The sequence below is a fragment of the Rhodococcus sp. IEGM 1305 genome, from assembly GCF_030058635.1.
Lineage (GTDB): Bacteria > Actinomycetota > Actinomycetes > Mycobacteriales > Mycobacteriaceae > Rhodococcus_F > Rhodococcus_F opacus_D.
The window spans coordinates 266,162-284,158 of record NZ_JASHKX010000003.1 but is presented as its reverse complement, the minus strand read 5'-3'; the positions used below and the strand labels follow the sequence as shown (position 1 = coordinate 284,158).

The 17,997-nt window shown below is 66.2% G+C and carries 18 protein-coding genes; 10 read left to right on the top strand and 8 right to left on the bottom strand.

Annotated elements, in window-relative coordinates:
- Nucleotides 1-175 precede the first annotated feature (175 nt).
- The 3 genes from QM693_RS07925 (at nt 176) to QM693_RS07915 (ending at nt 3,624) form a co-directional block, all read left to right on the top strand.
- Nucleotides 176-1,123: a hypothetical protein gene (locus tag QM693_RS07925; RefSeq protein WP_283336761.1), complete on the top strand. Its 948-nt coding sequence runs from the start codon at nt 176-178 to the stop codon at nt 1,121-1,123.
- Nucleotides 1,124-1,583: 460 nt separating this feature from the next.
- A complete protein-coding gene (locus QM693_RS07920) occupies nt 1,584-3,056 on the top strand; it encodes an aldehyde dehydrogenase family protein (protein WP_283336760.1) in 1,473 nt (490 codons plus the stop codon).
- A gap of 70 nt (nt 3,057-3,126) precedes the next feature.
- A complete protein-coding gene (locus QM693_RS07915) occupies nt 3,127-3,624 on the top strand; it encodes a hypothetical protein (RefSeq protein WP_283336759.1) in 498 nt (165 codons plus the stop codon).
- A gap of 33 nt (nt 3,625-3,657) precedes the next feature.
- Here QM693_RS07915 and QM693_RS07910 read toward each other — a convergent pair whose 3' ends face one another.
- Nucleotides 3,658-4,578 carry a S1C family serine protease gene (locus QM693_RS07910; RefSeq protein WP_283336758.1) on the bottom strand — a complete coding sequence of 307 codons (921 nt, stop codon included), beginning with the start codon at nt 4,576-4,578 and terminating at the stop codon, nt 3,658-3,660.
- Nucleotides 4,579-4,914: 336 nt separating this feature from the next.
- A complete protein-coding gene (locus tag QM693_RS07905; RefSeq protein ID WP_283336757.1) occupies nt 4,915-5,532 on the bottom strand; it encodes a TetR/AcrR family transcriptional regulator in 618 nt (205 codons plus the stop codon).
- 149 nt (nt 5,533-5,681) lie between these two features.
- Between QM693_RS07905 and QM693_RS07900 the strand changes: the two genes are divergently transcribed.
- From QM693_RS07900 to QM693_RS07885, 4 genes are all read left to right on the top strand, one after another.
- The gene (locus QM693_RS07900; RefSeq protein ID WP_283336756.1) at nt 5,682-7,142 is read left to right on the top strand and encodes an FAD-dependent oxidoreductase; all 1,461 of its coding nucleotides are present in this window, start codon (nt 5,682-5,684) and stop codon (nt 7,140-7,142) included.
- A 10-nt stretch (nt 7,143-7,152) separates the two neighbouring features.
- Nucleotides 7,153-7,353, top strand: a complete 201-nt coding sequence (locus tag QM693_RS37605; RefSeq protein WP_349307468.1) for a hypothetical protein — start codon at nt 7,153-7,155, stop codon at nt 7,351-7,353.
- A 537-nt stretch (nt 7,354-7,890) separates the two neighbouring features.
- Entirely contained in the window at nt 7,891-8,034 is a 144-nt protein-coding gene (locus QM693_RS07890) for a cupin domain-containing protein (protein WP_280780205.1), read from the top strand.
- A 59-nt stretch (nt 8,035-8,093) separates the two neighbouring features.
- On the top strand, nt 8,094-8,861 hold the full coding sequence (locus QM693_RS07885; protein WP_283351928.1) for an AraC family transcriptional regulator: 768 nt from the start codon (nt 8,094-8,096) through the stop codon (nt 8,859-8,861).
- Nucleotides 8,862-9,076: 215 nt separating this feature from the next.
- Here the strand turns inward: QM693_RS07885 and QM693_RS07880 are convergent, their stop codons facing one another.
- The 3 genes from QM693_RS07880 to QM693_RS07870 form a co-directional block, all read right to left on the bottom strand.
- On the bottom strand, nt 9,077-9,583 hold the full coding sequence (locus tag QM693_RS07880; protein ID WP_283336754.1) for a polyketide cyclase: 507 nt from the start codon (nt 9,581-9,583) through the stop codon (nt 9,077-9,079).
- A gap of 925 nt (nt 9,584-10,508) precedes the next feature.
- The gene (locus QM693_RS07875; RefSeq protein ID WP_283334968.1) at nt 10,509-10,847 is read right to left on the bottom strand and encodes a YciI family protein; all 339 of its coding nucleotides are present in this window, start codon (nt 10,845-10,847) and stop codon (nt 10,509-10,511) included.
- A 108-nt stretch (nt 10,848-10,955) separates the two neighbouring features.
- Nucleotides 10,956-11,396 carry a VOC family protein gene (locus tag QM693_RS07870; protein ID WP_283334969.1) on the bottom strand — a complete coding sequence of 147 codons (441 nt, stop codon included), beginning with the start codon at nt 11,394-11,396 and terminating at the stop codon, nt 10,956-10,958.
- 719 nt (nt 11,397-12,115) lie between these two features.
- Between QM693_RS07870 and QM693_RS07865 the strand changes: the two genes are divergently transcribed.
- The gene (locus QM693_RS07865; protein WP_283351927.1) at nt 12,116-12,577 is read left to right on the top strand and encodes a MerR family transcriptional regulator; all 462 of its coding nucleotides are present in this window, start codon (nt 12,116-12,118) and stop codon (nt 12,575-12,577) included.
- 106 nt (nt 12,578-12,683) lie between these two features.
- Nucleotides 12,684-13,724, top strand: coding sequence for an NAD(P)-dependent alcohol dehydrogenase (locus tag QM693_RS07860; RefSeq protein WP_283351926.1), 1,041 nt, complete (start codon nt 12,684-12,686; stop codon nt 13,722-13,724).
- 73 nt (nt 13,725-13,797) lie between these two features.
- Here the strand turns inward: QM693_RS07860 and QM693_RS07855 are convergent, their stop codons facing one another.
- The 3 genes from QM693_RS07855 to QM693_RS07845 all read right to left on the bottom strand — a co-directional run bounded on the left by QM693_RS07855 (nt 13,798) and on the right by QM693_RS07845 (nt 16,448).
- Entirely contained in the window at nt 13,798-13,965 is a 168-nt protein-coding gene (locus tag QM693_RS07855) for a hypothetical protein (RefSeq protein ID WP_283352186.1), read from the bottom strand.
- A 209-nt stretch (nt 13,966-14,174) separates the two neighbouring features.
- Nucleotides 14,175-15,461, bottom strand: coding sequence for an MFS transporter (locus QM693_RS07850; protein ID WP_283351925.1), 1,287 nt, complete (start codon nt 15,459-15,461; stop codon nt 14,175-14,177).
- Between the two features lie 96 nt (nt 15,462-15,557).
- Nucleotides 15,558-16,448 carry an SMP-30/gluconolactonase/LRE family protein gene (locus tag QM693_RS07845; RefSeq protein WP_283351924.1) on the bottom strand — a complete coding sequence of 297 codons (891 nt, stop codon included), beginning with the start codon at nt 16,446-16,448 and terminating at the stop codon, nt 15,558-15,560.
- Nucleotides 16,449-16,781: 333 nt separating this feature from the next.
- Here QM693_RS07845 and QM693_RS07840 point away from each other — a divergent pair, with 333 nt between their 5' ends.
- On the top strand, nt 16,782-17,849 hold the full coding sequence (locus tag QM693_RS07840; RefSeq protein WP_283351923.1) for a LacI family DNA-binding transcriptional regulator: 1,068 nt from the start codon (nt 16,782-16,784) through the stop codon (nt 17,847-17,849).
- The last annotated feature ends 148 nt before the right edge of the window (nt 17,850-17,997 follow it).

Sequence of the window (17,997 nt, the reverse complement as noted above, 5' to 3'; positions counted from 1 at the left end):
AACGTTCCCGGCCACCGAACCAGTCACCGTCGCCCGCAATCGCGTCCTGCTCACTCCTGCCCGCATACCGCCGTGCCTCGCGCCCAACACCCGTCCACGTTTGCCCGGTACGCCGCCGGGGGATGCTCCCGGGAAGGGCGACCCCGTCGTCGAATCACGCGAGAGAGGCAGTTCGATGAACGCTGTCACGACCGGCATCGTTGCAGGTGCCGCAGGCACCACGATGCTCGACGCCGTCACTTACCTGGACATGGCGATCCGCGGCCGCCCCGCAAGCACCGTTCCGGAGAAGACGGTCGAGTCCGTTGCGACCGCTCTGGGCGTCGCGATACCGGGACGCGGTGACACGCTCGCGGCGCGGCGGTCGGCGTTCGGTGCGCTCGGTGGGATAGCCGTCGGCACAGGACTCGGCGTGGCCGCGTCCCTCGTCCGCCGCGCCGGCGCCCACCTGACCCCGGCCGCCGGAACGATCGGGATCGGTCTCGCCGCGATGGCAGCCACCGACATCCCGATCGCCCTGCGCGGCATCAGCGACCCGCGGCAGTGGACCGCCCAGGACTGGCTCAGCGACCTCGTGCCGCATCTCGTCTACAGCGCCACCGTCACCACAGTCCTGCGGCAACAGGACGAGGCGACGGGGCACCGGAGGGGCCGGGCGGCGGAACGGTCGAGCACTGCCCGGTCGGCCGTGATCGGCGTGGCCAGCGGTCTCCGCAGTTCCACGGGCATCGCGGCGGCACTGCTGTCGGGTGCCCCGGGCTCGGCGCACCGGGCCCGCGTCGTTGGCGCGACGGCGCTCGTCGGCGGCGAACTGGTGGCCGACAAGAACCCGAACGTACCGTCGCGCCTCTCCCAGCCCGCGCTCACCGGACGCCTCATCGCAGGCGGCGGAGGCGCCGCGGCGCTGGCCCACCGCGACCGGGCCGACACGGCGTCGGCCCTGATCATCGGAACCGTCGGTGCCCTCGCCGGCTCCTACGGCGGCGCGTGGTGGCGGCAGTGGGCCGGCCGGCGGATGCCGGACTGGCAGGCCGCGCTCGCCGAGGATGCTGTGGCGCTCACCATGGCGGCGGCCGCACTCCGACGTCCCGCGCGGTCCTCGTCGGTCAGTGCGTCGAGGTAACGCCGCGCCATCCGCCGCACAGGGCTCCGCTTCACGGTCTGATCGTCGATATCCCGCATCGTGACGTCGGACCCAACCGGTCATTCGTCCGAACGAAGCTGACACGTTCGGCGCTGGAACCAGCAGCTCGACACCGTAATTCCGTTCTCGGGGAACATCGTCCGCCGAGCAGCGGGGATGGATCGACCACCTCGTATTCCTAACGCTCGACCCGAAATCGCCGTTGTCCTCCGGTTGGGGGACAACGCATTCATCCTCCACTGGGCCCGGCCGGCGGACAGACGGCTGAGCTGCGGCGAGTCATTGTTATCAGGCGCCGGAAACGTTCCGACGCAAACCAGTCAGGACCCGGGATGCGAGAGCGGTGCAACACAGGACGCCATCGCAAACCCGAAGGCCACCCGCCGAATCCGATACCCAACCCTTCCCACCTTCTGCAGCAGCCGACCAGAGGAGCACCATGGAGAACACCCAGAGGTTTTACATCGACGGCGAATGGACCGACCCGATCGGCACCGACACGCTCGACGTCGTCAACCCTGCGACAGAAGAGATCGTCGCCACCATCGCGCTGGGCGACGAGAAGGACGTCGACCGCGCCGTCATGGCCGCCCGCAGAGCGTTCGACGGTTACGGGTCGACGACACGTGCCGACCGGATTGCGTTACTGGATCGGATAATCGAGGTCTACGGGCGACGGATGGCGGACCTGGCGTCGACGATCACCCAGGAAGTGGGGGCACCCACTTCATTGGCCACGACCGCTCAGGCACCGTCCGGCCTGGTGCATCTCACAGCGGCCGTCGATGCGCTGCGCGCGGTCGAATTCGAGGAGAGGATCGGCACGACGACGGTGGTGCATGAGCCGGTCGGCGTGTGTGCGTTCATCACACCCTGGAACTGGCCCGTCAATCAGATCGCCGCGAAGGTTGCGCCCGCGCTGGCCGCAGGCTGCACGATGGTGTTGAAGCCGTCCGAGATCGCGCCCCTCAATGCGATCATCTTCGCGGAGATACTTCATGAAGCAGGAGTCCCTGCCGGAGTTTTCAACCTTGTCCACGGTGACGGACCTACCGTCGGAGCCGCACTCTCGATGCACCCCGACATCGACATGGTCTCGTTCACCGGATCGACGCGTGCCGGCGTCGAGGTCGCTCGGAACGCTGCGACAACGGTCAAACGCGTTGCACAGGAGCTCGGCGGCAAGTCGGCGAACATTGTGCTGGACGACGCGGACTTCGAAAAGGTCATCACCCGAGACGTGCTGGGTGTGGTGGTCAATTCGGGCCAGTCCTGCAATGCTGCCTCGCGCATTCTGGTTCCGTCCGACCGCATGAACGATGCGATCGCGATCGCGAAAGCCGCCACCGCGTCGATCGTGGTCGGACAACCCGAGGCCGAGGGGACGACCGTGGGACCGCTGGTGTCACAGACACAGTTCGACAAGGTGCAGCGCCTGATCCAGACCGGCATCGAAGAGGGCGGCACACTCGTCGCTGGTGGAGTCGGTCGCCCGGCAGGACTGTCCACCGGCTACTTCGTCCGGCCCACCGTCTTTGCGGACGTGACGAACGATATGACCATCGCGCGCGAGGAGATCTTCGGCCCGGTCATGATGCTCATCGGCTACGAGGACGAGGCCGACGCAATCCGCATCGCGAACGACACCGCGTATGGGCTGTCCGGGATGGTCTCGTCGAGCGATCCGGAGCGGGCGCGGAATGTGGCCCGACAGCTGCGGACGGGAATGGTTCACCTCAATGGTGCTCCGCTGGCCTTCGATGCGCCGTTCGGCGGCTACAAACAGTCAGGCAACGGCCGGGAGTTCGGCAAGTTCGGCCTGATGGAATACCTCGAGGCCAAGACGATCTTCGGCGACAACGACGAACCAGGACCGGCCGTGAACAGCGGCCGCCAGAGTGTCCGGGAATGAGTAACGCGGAGGCTGCGGGATGTGACCGCAGGTCTCCGGCACGAATGCAAGAAGAGACGGGAGACTGATCGTGAATGCGATCATGTGGATGGGCGTGGCCGGAATCGTGGGCACGGCCCTCTCACCGTGGATAACCGAACGCATGCGCAGCAAGACTGCGCGCCGAGACCAACTCGTGAAACTGCGGCTCGCGATCTACGCCGACCTGCTGCGAGCGACGGCCCGCCTCGCCGCAACCGCAACGACTTCGGCTGCATCGCACCCGAATGACGCGGACGAGATCGGCGGCGACGAGTTCGATTCCCTGCTCAGCCAGGCGCGGGTCGTCGCCAGCGATGACGTTTACCGACGACTCAACGAGCTGTCGCAGCTCACTGGGACGTTCAACCGGCACCTCGTGAAGACCGAATCGCGCCCGGCCTTCCCCTATCGGCAACACCTGCACGACGGCGTAATGAACGACCCGTTGCGCCTCCAGCATCGGAGAACACTGACCGATATCGCGGGCGGTATCGCGGTGGCTCACGGGAAAGTCCAGGACGCGATCCGGCACGAGATGAATCGGTGACCGTCGATCGGATCCCACGTCGCCGTGTGGTCGTCAGGCCGCGAGCTCACGAGGACGTGCGAACACGTCCACCAGCGCACCGTTGCGCCACACCGTGATCTCGATCTGCCGGTCGATCGCATCCTCGACCATCAACCGCTGGACGGCGGTCGTCGTCACGATCGGCTTGCCGTCGAGTTCGACCATGATGTCTCCGCGCCGCAGCCCCGCCTCGGCGGCCGGGCTGCGCGGGGAGACACCGGCAACCTGCAAACCGGTCTTCGACCCGATCCGCCCCTGCAGCTTCGGAGGCAGCGGAACCTGCATGCCCGCGATCCCCAACCAGGCCCTCCGCACCCGCCCCGCCGATACCAACGCGGCGATGATCTGCCTCGTCGTCGAGTTGATCGGCACCGCCAGACCCACCCCCATTCCGGCCACAGCGGTGTTCACCCCGACCAGCCGGCCCGCACTGTCGGCCAACGCGCCACCGCTGTTCCCCGGATTCAGCGCCGCGTCGGTCTGGATCACCTCATCGATCACCCGCCCCGACTCCACCGGCAACGAGCGGCCCAACCCGGACACGATGCCCGCCGTCACACTGCCCGCCAGACCCAGCGGGTTCCCCAACGCGACGACCAACTGCCCCACCCGCAGCGACGCGGCGTCACCCAATTCCACCGGAGCCGGCACATCACCCCGAGCACGCAGCACAGCGAGATCGGACAACGGATCGCGCCCCACCACGTCGGTGCGGACAACAGTTCCGTCGGTGAATGCCGCCTCGGCCCCGCTCGCTCCCGCCACCACGTGCGCACTCGTCAGCAACAGCCGGTCATCGGTGATCACACTCGCGCTGCCCGAACCGCTCCCCCGTGACGTCCGCACAACCAGGCTTGCCACACTCGGCAACACCGTATCGGCAACCGAGATCACCGTCCTCGAGTAGCCGTCCAACTTCTCCAGTTCGCCCATACCCACTACAGCGCCGGCACACGACCACCTATGCCCCTGTTCGCTCCCAGCTGACCACCCGACGAAACACTCCGCCCGTTTCCTCCACGAGCGCTGACATCCCCGATCGTGACACCACTGCGCGACGTGCCGATGACACTATTGCGAATCAATTACCAATTACTGCGAACTGCACCGACATACGACTGCCGTCCGGGCCGGAATCACCCGTCGACACCGGCGAGTAGATGCCGAGGGCGCGATCCTCCTGGATCTCCAGCGTGCACGGTTCCACCGGCGCCGCCAGCCCCGCAGAAACACCGACCCGGCGTGACCGTGCGGTAGGAGGCCGACCACTCACCGGCAGAGGCTGCGTTCGGCGGCGGCGATCAGGGTGCGGGAGACGTCGTCGACGGGGAGATTCCGCCCGGTGTACAGCTGGTCGAAGCTGTCGAAGCTCGCCAATAGCCAGAGCAGGTCTGCAGCCTCGTCGACGGTCACCTCCGGCCGCAGAACCTCCTGTTCGGCCAGTCGCTGGGCGAGGTGCGCCATCCCGCCGGCCCGGTTCTCCTCGATCCGCGCGATGGCCCCGCCGACGGCATCCGCGTCGAGTTGGGCCATCGAGAACAGTGCCCGGAAGACGTCGCGGTGGGCCGCGAACACCCGGACACCGGCGTCGATCCCGCCGCGCAGGTGCTCCCGCGCGTCCGGGTGCTCCACCGCATCCACCACCGCCTGGAACCCTGCCCGGTGCCACCACAGGTCCGTGGTGAGGGCGTCGAACAGCCCGGCTCGTGACCCGAAGACGAGGTAGACGGTGGAGCGGGAGACACCCGCCGTCCGGGCCACCTGCTCGACACTCACCGGTGTGGACGGTGCTCGTCGCAGCCGGTCATAGACCGCGTCGATAATGCTGCGGCGCGTTTCCTCGGCCGCCTCCGCGCGCAGGCGCTGCTCGTACTTCCTGGTGGCCACAGCCGTCACTTTAACATTTTCACTTGACACATCGTCTCGTGAAGTTCAGACTGTTAATCGAGAGACATATTGTCCGGCGAAATCGAGACGAGCCCGCCGCCCTCCCCTGACGTCGAGACAACGAGCCTTCGGACGAAGGAGCTGACGTCATGAACAGCCCGACCACACCCACCCGTCCGCCGACACCCCGGGCGTCCACGCCTGTACTCGTGGTCGGAGCGGGCCCGGCGGGTCTCACCACGGCAATCACACTGGCTCGCCACGGGATCGAGGTCATCGTGGTGGAGCGGCGTCCCGCCCTGTCGGGGCTACCACGGGCGGCCTCCATCAGTACCCGCACGATGGAGCTGTTGCGTTCCTGGGGGCTGGAGCAGGAGGTCCGCGCGGGCGGGGTCGAGGTCGAATGGAAGCAATGGGTCGGTCCCACGCTCAACGCTGCCGGTGACACCCACCTGACCAGCTTCCCGACCCGAGAGCAGAGCGCGGTCCTCAGCCCGACCGCTCCCGCCTCGGTTCCGCAAGATCAGCTCGAGCCGGTGCTGCTGGACCATCTGCGCTCGTTCGGCACCGCGCGGGTGGAGATGGGCACCGAAGTGGTCGGCCTCGAGGACCGGTCCGATGACGTCCAGGTGACGCTGCGCGACGTCGAAACCCGCGAAACCCGAATCGTCCACGCCCGCTACCTCGTCGCGGCGGACGGAGCGCGCAGCACGGTGCGCGATGCCCTCGGGATCGTGATGCGTGGGCCGGGGCGTCTGTCCCAGGCAATCGGGACCGAGTTCCGTGCCCCACTGTGGGAACTACTCGGCGACCGCCGCTACTGCATCTACGCCGTCACCCACCCCGAAGCCGCGGGAGTCTTCGTCCCCGCCGGCCACGGTGACCGATGGGTCTACGGCGTGGAACACGAACTCGCGCAGTACTCTTCGCCGAAGCCGACGAGGGACCAATCCGCCCGCCTCATCCGGCTCGGCAGCGGACTAGCCGACCTGGCGCCGAAAATCGAACGCATCGGGACGTTCACCTTCGCCGCGCAGCTCGCGGACCGCTGGCGGGAGGGCGCCGCGTTCCTCGTCGGCGACGCCGCGCACCAGATCACGCCACGCGGGGGCACCGGCATGAACACCGCCATCCAGAGTGCCTACGACCTCGGGTGGAAACTCGCCTGGGTGCTCCTCGGCTGGAGCGGACCGCAGCTACTGGACACCTACGAGGCCGAACGTCGACCGGTGGCCGCACACAACGTGGCCCGATCGGCCGACCCGCGCGGCGGGGCTCGACTCGCCGCACACGAACTGCCCGCGGACCTCGGCGGCCGAATCCCGCACGTCTGGTTGCGCTCCCGAGCCCACACTGTGTCCACCCTCGATCTACTCGGACCCGGGCTGACGTTGTTCACCACCGACCCGAGCGCGACCTGGCAGCGCGCAGCTCGCTCCGTTCCCGGGCCTCCGCTCGTCGTCCACGACCTCGACACCATCACCGCCCGCGGAATGGGCATCCCCCGCGGCGGGGCACTCCTGGCGCGCCCGGACGGGGCCCCCGCCGGATGGTGGCCGTCAGGCACCGAACCGGCCGCGGCCCTCCGCCACGCGGAACGAGCTCGATGAAGCTCCGCTCTTGAAGCGCGGCAATCGCTTCGACTTCGACAAGCTGGTCCGGGTAGCCGAATACAGCAACGCCGAGCAGTGCGCAAGGCACGTCGTGGTCGCCAAAGGGGCGCTCACGACCGCTATCGTGGCGCCGGCCTCATCGAGCGGGCAGGCACCAGCGGTGAATACAAGCCTGGATGGCTACTGGATCCTCGCCGCGTACGTGTAGGGCACGTTGGCCGTCAACGCCGACGATCGAATCAGCGACGTGCATGTCGCCGGTCACGGTCACAGTGTCGCCGAGCGCCGTCACCGGCCTCACTTGCCCATCGTGTCGGATTGGGAACTGGTCCCGGCTTCGGCTAGTGACACCGGCGAGGTCCGGACGACGTCTCAGTCGCGGCGGTTCCGAGCTAGTCGGGTGCAGGGACGTGGTGGTGTACGAGGTTCGCCCGGCTTCGGGCGCAGGGAGCATTCGAATTACGTTGCGCACCTTGGTTGGGCATGACCGCAACCGAGAATGAGTAGGCCACCCCGGCGACGAGGGCCATCGCCGGCAGCGCGACGCCGAGCACCAGAGCACCGGTGTGGGCAGTTCGTTGTGTGCAATCTCGGTCATGGCGGATCCCGGTCGTGATTGGGTGATGTACCTGCCGTCCACTCTGCGGGACCAGAGCCGGTGGAACAATGCTCGCCCGTCGCTCACTCATGCCCGTTCGTCCAGAGTCCGTGGACGCGCGCACGTGCGGGGCGCCAGACTGGGCCCATGCGAGGAGTGGATCCCTGGACCACACCCGATCCGCTGGGCGAGGCGCTGCACGCCCTGCGCATGGCGGGCACCTTCTACTGCAGGTCCGAGCTGACCGCTCCATGGGGGCTGGACCTGCCGCCCGAGCCCGAGTCGATGTGATTCCATGTCGTCAACGCCGGACGCTGTCGGCTCGAGGTGGACGGCGACGATCCCCGGCAGTGCCGCACGGCCAGGGGCACCTGCTGCTCAGCGAGCCCGGGGTTCCGGCCCCGCGGGTCGACGGGATGGCATACGACTACGCCAGCGATCGTTATGCGATCTTGCGGCACGGCGGCGGCGGGGCACCCACGAGCATCGTGTGCGGCACCGTCCGCTTCGGGCACCCGGCAGCCCGCAACCTGGTGGCGCTGCTGCCCCGCACGATCGTCATCGAGGGATCGCCCGGGTCGGCGTCGCCCGAGGCTGACTGGATGCGAAACACGCTCCGGCTCATCGTCGCCGAGAGGCGGCAGCTGCGGCCGGGCGGCGAGGAAGTGCTCACCCGGCTGTCGGACATCCTGGTGATCCAGGCCATCCGCTCGTGGATCGCCGACGACCCGGCGGGGCAGACCGGCTGGTTGGGAGCCCTGCAGGATCCCCGCATCGGCCGGACCATGTCGCTCGTGCACCGCGATCCGGCCCAGCCCTGGTCGGTGGCCTCGCTGGCGCGGGAGACGGCCATGTCCCGGTCAGCCTTCGCGGCCCGATTCACCGAACTGGTGGGCGAGCCGGTGATGGCGTACGTGACCCGGTGGCGGATGCAGGTGGCACTGGACTGGCTGCGGACCGACGACGTCCCCGTCGCGGTGCTCGCCGCCCGCCTGGGCTACGCGTCCGAAGCGGCATTCAGCCGCGCCTTCAAGCGCGCCGTCGGCATTTCCCCCGGCGCCGCTCGCCGGTCACCGCCCGACACACTGCGCGAGAGCCCGCACCTCGCCCCGGCCTGACCCCACCGGCGGGTTCTGCTGTCCTGAGGGCCGGCGCGACCACTCGTGCTGCGGATGCTGATTGGATCGAACATCGCCGCTCCCGTGATGACGACTTGCTCGGCTTCCTGCACCCGCCAAGCGGGGACCAGGGCAACATCCAGAATAGGAGCGGAAGCCACGGTCGACTGCGTCCGGTGACCGATCCCTGCCGGTGACAGTGCTTCAGTTCCCCGTCAGGCCAACGGGGCTCTGTTCTGCTCGGCCAGCCGCTTGAGATTGAGCAGTTGACGGCGGGCCATGACGAGGTCGCCGACGGAGATCAGTGGCGCGAGCCAGCGGCCCTTCGCCATGACGACCTTCAGCAGCAGGCGCGTCGAGTCGCCGTTCGGAACGAGCACGTACGACATCACCGCACCCATGATCCCGCCGGTGAGCTGTTCCGCCGTGGAGACCGAGAGGATGCGCCCGAGGGGACGATTCCCCGAGGCGGTGAAGTGCTGACCAGCTGCGGGTTCCGGCAATGCGCGCAGCTGCCGTGGCGATCGGCGCCCGAAATTGTCGATCCAGTCGTAGGAGTACGGCGCCAATCGGATCTGCGCCACCCACGGCCACAGGCCGTCGGGCGTGCTGTGCACGGTGACGCCTCGCCAAGCCTGCAGCACGGGCACTGGGACCAGCTCGTCGCACGGGTAACGACGGGCAACCTCGTCATCGGTCACGCCCCATCGGTCACCGATCATCACAAGTCCTTCCGTCGAAAGCAGATCCGTCTCCGGAACACATAGCAACGCAGCGGATTCGGCCGTCCAGATTATTCGCAGAGGTCTCCGATACTGCACATGACCGTGCCATCGCCGGGGCTAACCCAGACGCCGCACCCGTTCCGGACCTCTGGCTTCGGCAATCGAAGCGGGTTACGGCTCGCAACGGGCCAAAATATGTGTTCACACCCCGTAAACCAGTCCTGCGCCGCTTCGGCAACTCGTGCGGTGATCGTGGCGAGATCGACGTCGACCGGGGTTCCGAAACCATGGCTTCCTCCGTGTCCGGTCTCGAGCCCAATTGACCAGCCCCCAAAGACTTTGGTCTCGTCGACTACAAGCCAGCTCATCTCACCGAGCCAGCTCAGCTCCTCGTAGCAGCGGGTGTCACGCCCCACGGCGTGACATGCGCTTACGAAGTGGGGAGGTGCACCAGCAGCGTTGTCTTCCTCGCCACAGAGTTTCAGGTTCCATGATGGGGTCGCCAACGGATGCAACGGGGGTCGTCGCGATTCTTTCGAAGCCATTCTTCACCCTCTCAACCGGCTGTTGATCGGTCAACGTCACCGCCTTCATGCCCGCTACCTGTCCCGGGTGGTGCGTCGGTGAGCGGACACGATCCTTCACCGGGATCACTCCGTCACCGGCCGGCCGAGTAGAAGATTGGCAGGTAAACGTTCGTGACGATGATGCAGTATCGACTTATGTCTCCGACGATCGGAACCGGCGTAGTGACAGGTCCGAGGCCGATCTCTGGCCACTTTGCGATGAGGGGTAGATCCTCCGTATCGGGGTTGTAATGCGTCGGCGTAAACACCTCTGGCTACCACGACAACCGCGATCGTGGAGCGCGCGTGAAAGGCTAGCTAGGACCGTCCCGCTGCCTGCGTGACGGAGAGTGCGGCTACTCAGGCAGCGTGTCGCCCGGGAAGCCGAGGCACGGGAGGACCTCGCAGGTCATGATTCCGGCCTGCACACACGGGTCGGCGGCCATGATCTGCCGCGCCCGTTCAAGGGGCTCAGTCATGATCGCCACGCCGGCAAAGGTGTCAGAGATGACGGGACAGAGGATCGCGATCACACCTTCGGCGCGTAACGACACCATGCGACGTTGGTGTTCAAGTTCAATCGCCCCGGCTCCGTCCTGATATCGGTCCGAGCTCCAACGAAGCTGAACCAGACTAAAGGGCTTGGCGGTCGCGGCCAGGGCTTGAATCTGGTCGTCAGTCACGTCCGAGCTCATCTCGTTCACCTCCCACCTCTTGGCGTTCGACCTCGATCAAACCCACGACCCGCTCCTGATTTCGCCCGTACGGTGCTCGAACAGCCACACGTGGCACGCTCACGCGCGTCAGCCGATCTGCTCGAAAAGGGACACGATGATCCCTTCGGGCCCACGCACGTAGGCCATCCGCACACTGTTCTCGTACTCGCCGATGCCGCCGATGAGCCCGTACCCGTCCGCAGCCACCGCGTCAACGGCCGCCTGGAGGTCGCCGACCTCGAAGGACACGTTGCGCAGCCCGAGCTCGTTGGCCATCGCCGTGGGCGATCCGGGTTCGTGGTCGGGCGTGACGAAGGCCGCGAGCTCCAGCCGGGACCCTCCGTCGGGCGGCCGCAGCATCGCGATCTCACAGTGCGCGCCGGGGATACCGCAGACGGTCTCCACGAACTCGCCCTCGACGGATCCGGTGCCCTCTAACTCGAGGCCCAGTCCGACGAAGAACGCCGTTGCCGAGTCGAGGTCCGCGACGGTGATGCCGATGTGGTCGAAACGTTGTACGTGTGCCATGGGATCCATCCTCCGGTTGTTGTCTTGTGTTGTCTTGCCGATTCGATGCTGGGACGGAGCCGGTGCCGGGATCTCGACATGTTCTTGCCGCAAAGCTGCGGTCAGCCCAGGGTTTCGAAAGATCGTTCGGGACGACAGGTTGCTGTCGCGGCTGGAAGACGCGGGAACGCCCCTGGTGCGTGACGGTCCCCGTGAACCTCTCGCGGCCTTTCGTTGAGTGCGTGTCCCCTACTGGCATCTGAGGGTCGAAGCCCATCCTCAAAATGCCGTCCTGACGCGTAATCGATCGGTCCACACGCCCGATCCCGCCAGTACCGTGCGTGTCGCTGGCCGTGCCGCCGGAGCAGAAGGGTGAGTCGCGGTAGTTGATCCGTCACCGGCAAAGCGGGGTCACCGGTGGGCATCTTGTGAACAAGTGGCTCGTAGTGCGCGAGAATTCGACAATGACGAGGTCGGACTCAGAAGAGAACCGGTCAGACCCGGGTCTGGTTCAGCTCAGCTCCCGCGCTGTCCACCCCTCAGCAGTCTTGGCTGCACCTTCACAGTCGGAGCGGTTCGATGCCGTATGTGCCGGTGTAGGCGTCGTGCAAGGTGGCCGGTCGCCAGCGAACTGATCGTGTACCTGGCAACGAGCGCGCTGATCTGCCGAGGTCGGGGAAGACGGGTGTGACTCATCCGACCTTTGACTTCAAGTACTTGAAGTTCCTAGCGTCGATGGTGTGAGTGCACAAACCACCCCACGCGACTACACGATCAAGGACGCGGCCGCCCTGACCGGACTTCCGGCCAGCACACTGCGCTACTACGAGTCGGTCGGGGTGATCGCGCCGATCAGCCGCGGGGAAAGCAGTAAACACCGGGTCTACGACGAGAACGACCTGGGCCAGCTGTTGGCCGTCGCATGCCTGGCAGCGACCGGGATGTCGGTGAACGATATGAAGGAGTACGTCGCCAACGGGCAACTCGGGGCCGAGGCCGCCCCCGCACAAGTCGCGTTGCTGACCGAACGCCGGCAGCAACTTGCACGCGAGGCCCAACAGATCGCCCTTCGTCAACGCTACGTCGACCTCAAAATCGACTACTGGCACGCGATCGACGCGGGCGACGAGCACCATGCCGCGCTCCTCGGTGCCGAGGCGAGCGCACTGGCCGACGAACTCCACCACACCAAGAAGCGATAACCCCACCCAATTCGCCCGGTGCGCCCCTCGACTGCTGCGCCACCGGTTACTCAGCCCTGCCCTGCTCACCACCACTGTGACCCCCAGAGAAGAAGGAAGATCTGCCATGCGTGTCAACGCGTACGCCGCCCCCGCCGCGGGCCAGCCGCTGGTCCCCACCACCATCGAGCGCCGCGACGTCGGCCCTGACGACGTCCTCATCGAAATCCAGTACGCCGGCATCTGCCACTCCGACATCCACACCGTCAACGGCGACTGGGGCCCGCAGCCCTTCCCGGTGGTGCCCGGCCACGAGATCGTCGGCATCGTCACCGAGGTCGGCGCCGACGTCACCCGCCACAACGTCGGGGACCGCGTCGGCGTCGGCTGTCTGGTCAACTCCTGCGGTCACTGCACCAACTGCCAGAGTGGCGACGAGCAGTACTGCGCCAACGGCATGGTCCCCACCTACGCCGGCGTCGACCGCGACGGCACCACCACCCAGGGCGGCTACTCCACTCATGTCGTCGTCGACGCCGATTACGTCCTTTCCGTACCGGAGAGCCTGGACCCGGCCGCCGCAGCTCCGCTTCTGTGCGCCGGCATCACTACGTACGCCCCGCTGCGCCGCTGGGGTGCCGGTCCCGGCAAGAAGGTCGCCATCGTCGGCCTCGGCGGGCTCGGGCACATGGCCGTCAAGATCGCCCACGCCCTCGGCGCCGAGGTCACCGTGCTCTCCCAAACTCTGAAGAAGCAGGAGGACGGACTGCGCCTCGGCGCCGACGCCTACTACGCCACCTCCGACCCCAACACCTTCGAGCAGCTCGCCGGCCGATTCGACCTCATCATCAACACGGTCAGCGCCAGCATCGACCCCAACGCCTACCTCGGCCTGCTCGCCGTCGACGGCACCCTGGTCAACGTCGGCGCCCCAGCCGAACCGCTCAGCCTGAACGTGATGTCACTGATCGGCGGCCGCCGCAACTTCGCCGGATCGATGATCGGCGGCATCACGCTCACCCAGGAGATGCTCGACTTCTGCGCCACCCACGGCATCGGATCCGAAGTCGAGGTGATCCCCGCCGACCGAGTCAACGAGGCATACGAGCGGGTCCTCGCCTCGGACGTCCGATACCGGTTCGTCATCGACACCGCCACCCTGAACTGACCCCACCGTGAACGCCCGCCGCAGACAAGTTCCGGCGGGCGTTCACCCACACCACAAAAGTGCACGGCGGGAATCAGTTCGGATCCCACGGCGATTGTTCGAGACTGTTGAGCTCATCGAGAGCCTGGTCGACGGCGGTGGTCAGGATCCGGAAGTCTGTGCCCTCCCACGCCTGGAGGCGGTCCCGTACGTAGGCGGGCATGGGAGTCACGCACGAGAATTGCTGCAGTTCGTCGCTCACGTCCTCATCCTGGGGCGAGCGGTTTGCGACCAGGATTCTTGCCCCACGGCGGCGTTGAGGAGAGCTGGTAACACCCGCGGCGCCGAGAACGGATCTCTTGTCAACTTTCCGGCCCTGTGCCGAGCAACTGCGCCGCACCATCTCCCCTGGTCCGCTCAACCAGCTGGCGCGGGAATCTCGAAAGTCGCCAGCGCACAAGCGAATCCCGGTCACTGGGCCACCGATTCTTGTGATGCACTCTCATCATGCTGCGCCGAATCATGTTTCGGCCTTTCGGTGAAGAGCTGGAGCAGCACCCCGAACAGGGCGCAGCCAGACATGACGAAGAAGCAGACGATGTACCCCCCACGCTCACCCCATCCACCGCTGAGAGAGATCAGTTTGCCCATGAAGAGCGGTGCAATACCTCCGCCGACGAACATTGCCGTGGTGATGATGCCGTTTGCGGTGGACACGGCGCCTTCTGGTGCGGCATCAGAGGCGGCTGCGTAGTAGATCGGCCACACAGCGTTAGCGACCAGACCAAACGCCAACTGGATGAGGACAACCAAGAGCGAGGATGTGGCGAGGTAGAAGCAGGCCACGCTGACAGCCATCCACATACCGCACACCACGATGGTGGTACGCCGGCCGATGACATCGGACAGGGTCGGCCACAGCACCTGCCCAAGAATGCCGGTGAGGGCGAATACGACACTGAGTCCGGCTGATTCGGCTAGTGACAGTCCGACGACGTTGTACAGATACGCCGGGAGGACAACGTTGACGCCCATGTAGACGATCTGGGTCAGCATTGTGGTGAGTGCCGTCAAGTTGATGTTCCGGTTCCGGAAGCACGCTGCGGTAGGTCCCCGTTCGCCGTTTGCGCGTACCTGAACCTGGTCGCGGTCCGGCGGGGTCAATCCCTGCGCGGAAATGTGCTCGTAGAGAGTGTCGATCTTGTCTGCGGTGGAGTACCGACCCCAGAAAATCATCACTGGTACTGCGATCATCAGGCCCAGAAACAGCGTGTACGACCAATTCGCGGGACCGAACATGGCCAGCACAGCGGCGGCGGAGAGGCCGCTGAGAAGCGACCCGATCGGGTATCCGGTGTGGTGCACGCCGAGAGCAAAGCCTCGGCGTTCTTTCGGCCACCATTCGGCGGTGTTGCTGATACCCACCGGCTCACCCCAGCCTGCACCGAGATTGACGCCGACCCGCAGGATGATGAAGGCGATGAGGTGCGAGCTCGCCGCCTTGAACCCGGAGACGAACGACAGGGCCGTGTATCCAATGACGAGAGGTACTTGGAACCGGGCACGTCTCCAGCCGCCGCCGTACTTGTCACTCAGCGTCGATCCGGGAATCGCCAAGACGGCGAGAGAGAGCATGATCAGCGAGGCGATCACGCCCCATGCTTCCGGGCTGAGGTCGAACTGCTCGGAGATCGTGGGTCCCAGGCGGAGAATGATCTCGCGGTCGTACGCATTGAGGATCCAGATCAGCCAGCACACGGCTAGTGAGATCCAGGAGTATTTGTGGGTGTTGCGCAGCGATCCGCGTCGTGAGGGGCGTGCCATGAGGTGTCCTTGGTCTGTGCGTGCTCGGCGCTATGCGCCGAAGCGGTGTTCCCGGACGCCACGTACGCCGAGGCCGTGGATGGCGAACAGGGATCCGCGCAGTTGTCCGTCGTCGGGGAATCTGGGCAGCGGCGGTTTCGCCATCGAAGTGACGAACAGGGTGTCGAGGTTCGGTCCACCGAACATGACACTGGTCGGCTTGAGTACGGGGAAGTCGATGGTGCGGTCGACCGTTCCATCCGGCGCGTATCGGATGATCCTGCCGCCGTAGACCAGGGCTTGCCAGAGGTAGCCGTCCGCGTCGACGGTCGCCCCGTCCGCCGCGCCGCCGAAACTGGTGTCGACGTGGGCGAAGGTGCGGCGGTTGGCGACTTCACCGGTGGCGAGGTCGTAGTCATAGGCCCAGATTTCGCCGGTCCAGGTGTCGGAGAAGTAGAGCGTCCTGCCGTCCGGGCTCCAGCACGGTCCGTTGGAGACGGTGATGCCCTCGTCCAGGACAGCGAGGGATCCGTCGGGGCTGTAGCTGTAGAGCCTGCCGCTGGGCGAATCTTCGAGGGTGTCCATCGAGCCGAAGACGAAGCGGCCGGCCCGGTCCACCTTGCCGTCGTTGAGGCGGTTGTTCGGCAGGCCCGGTTCGGGATCGACCAGGGCTGCGAGGTGGCCCGTCTGCAGGTCGAGGTTCCAGAGCCCGTTTTGCAGAGCGACAAGCGCGTTCGCGCCATCCTGGCACACTGCCATGGACCCGATCTTCTGGCCGACCTCCCATGCCCGGATGTGTGATCCCTGTGCCGTCGAGCGGAAGATTCTGCCCTCCGCGCTGTCGATCCAATAGAGAAGTTGCTGCTCGACATCCCACAGCGGTCCCTCGCCAAGCGTGGTCTTCAGATCTGCGACGACGTCGATGCTGAAACTACTGCGCATGGTCGTACTCCTCGGCTCTGACGGAGTCCTGACCGTAGCGATGTCGGGCATGGGCTGCTCCATTTCATGGGCGGTAAAAAGGCAGGGCGCGGACGGTGCGCCACGAGCGGCGCGGGGAAGAACGCTAGAAGCACCGGTCAAGTTCAGCAACGTTAAGTTGTGACGTGCATCATTCGCGAACCGTCTGACCCTTGCCGTCACTTCGGCACGCTCTGCATGCGCGGTCACGGCCCCTCCAACGGGCGCCAAGGGAGTCTTTCAACTTAACGTTGCTTAATGATTCGGGTCACACTTAACGTCGATGTATCCGATCAGTGAGGAGGAGGTGAACCAGTGAGAACAGCCAATGTAGGCAGCGGCAGGCAGCGGCCCCCTCGGGTGTCCGCGGCCGATGTCGCGCGTGCGGTCGGCGTCTCGCCGGCCACCGTCTCCTACGTGATGAACGGGCGATCGGGGGTGTCGGAGGAGACTCGGGAACGGGTTCTCGAGGTCGCGGAGGAGCTCGGACACACCTCGAGTGCCCGCGCGAACCGTCTCCGCTCGCATCAGTCCCGGGTGATCGGGCTCGTGCTGACCGATATCGCCAACCCGTTCTATACCGAGATCGCGGCGGGGACCATCGACGCCGCCCGCGCCCGCGGGTACGAGGTGTTCCTTGCCCACACGCAGGAAGATCCCGACACGCTGCGGTCCGTCGTGGACGCGATGATCGCACGGCACGTCGACGGTGTCGTGGTCACCGTCCTGCACCCCGACGACGGTGACGTCGTCCGGTCGCTGCGCAGCGCCCGTATCCCGCTGATCCAGCTGTCCCGGCGCATCGAACGGGTCGAGGCCGACTTCGTCGGAATCGATGACCGAGCTGCGGCGTCGGAGATGATGGAACACGTTGTCGGGCACGGGTATCGGGACATCGTCACGATTGTAGGGCCGCGCACCTCGAGTGCGTCTGCCGCCCGGGAGGAGGGGTTTACACGTACTGCCGAAGCTCATGGCATTCGCAGTATCGCCTCGCATCGCATCAGCACCTACCTCAGTGAGCAGGGCGGTTATGCGGCGGTCGAAAAACTCCTCGCGCACAAGGCCCTCCCGAGGGTGATCGTCTGTGGCAGCGACGCTATTGCGCTCGGCGCGATCAGCGCCCTGCGTGCGCACTCGATCACCGTGCCCGGTGATGTCGCCGTCACCGGTTTCGACGGCCTCTTCCCCGGAGCCTCCCCGTTGGTCGAATTGACCACCGTCAACCAGCCGCGGCGAGAGATGGCCGAGCAGGCTCTCGAGCTTCTCACCCGCCGGATCGACGGTGCCGGGGGCTCGTACCAGTCCGTTCTTCGCGCCCACCAACTCCGCATCGGTATCACCTGCGGATGCCCACGAAAGGATCCCACGGCCACCCCCTAGTGGCCGGGCCCGCCTCCCGAGCGTGCCAGAACCAACTTCATTCCCCACCCGGACTGTCGTTTCTCACACCATCCGGGGGTCCTCCCGACCGAGTTCTCCGGAGCGCTCCGCTCACGGGGACCACCTCTCGACACCCTGAGAAGGGCTT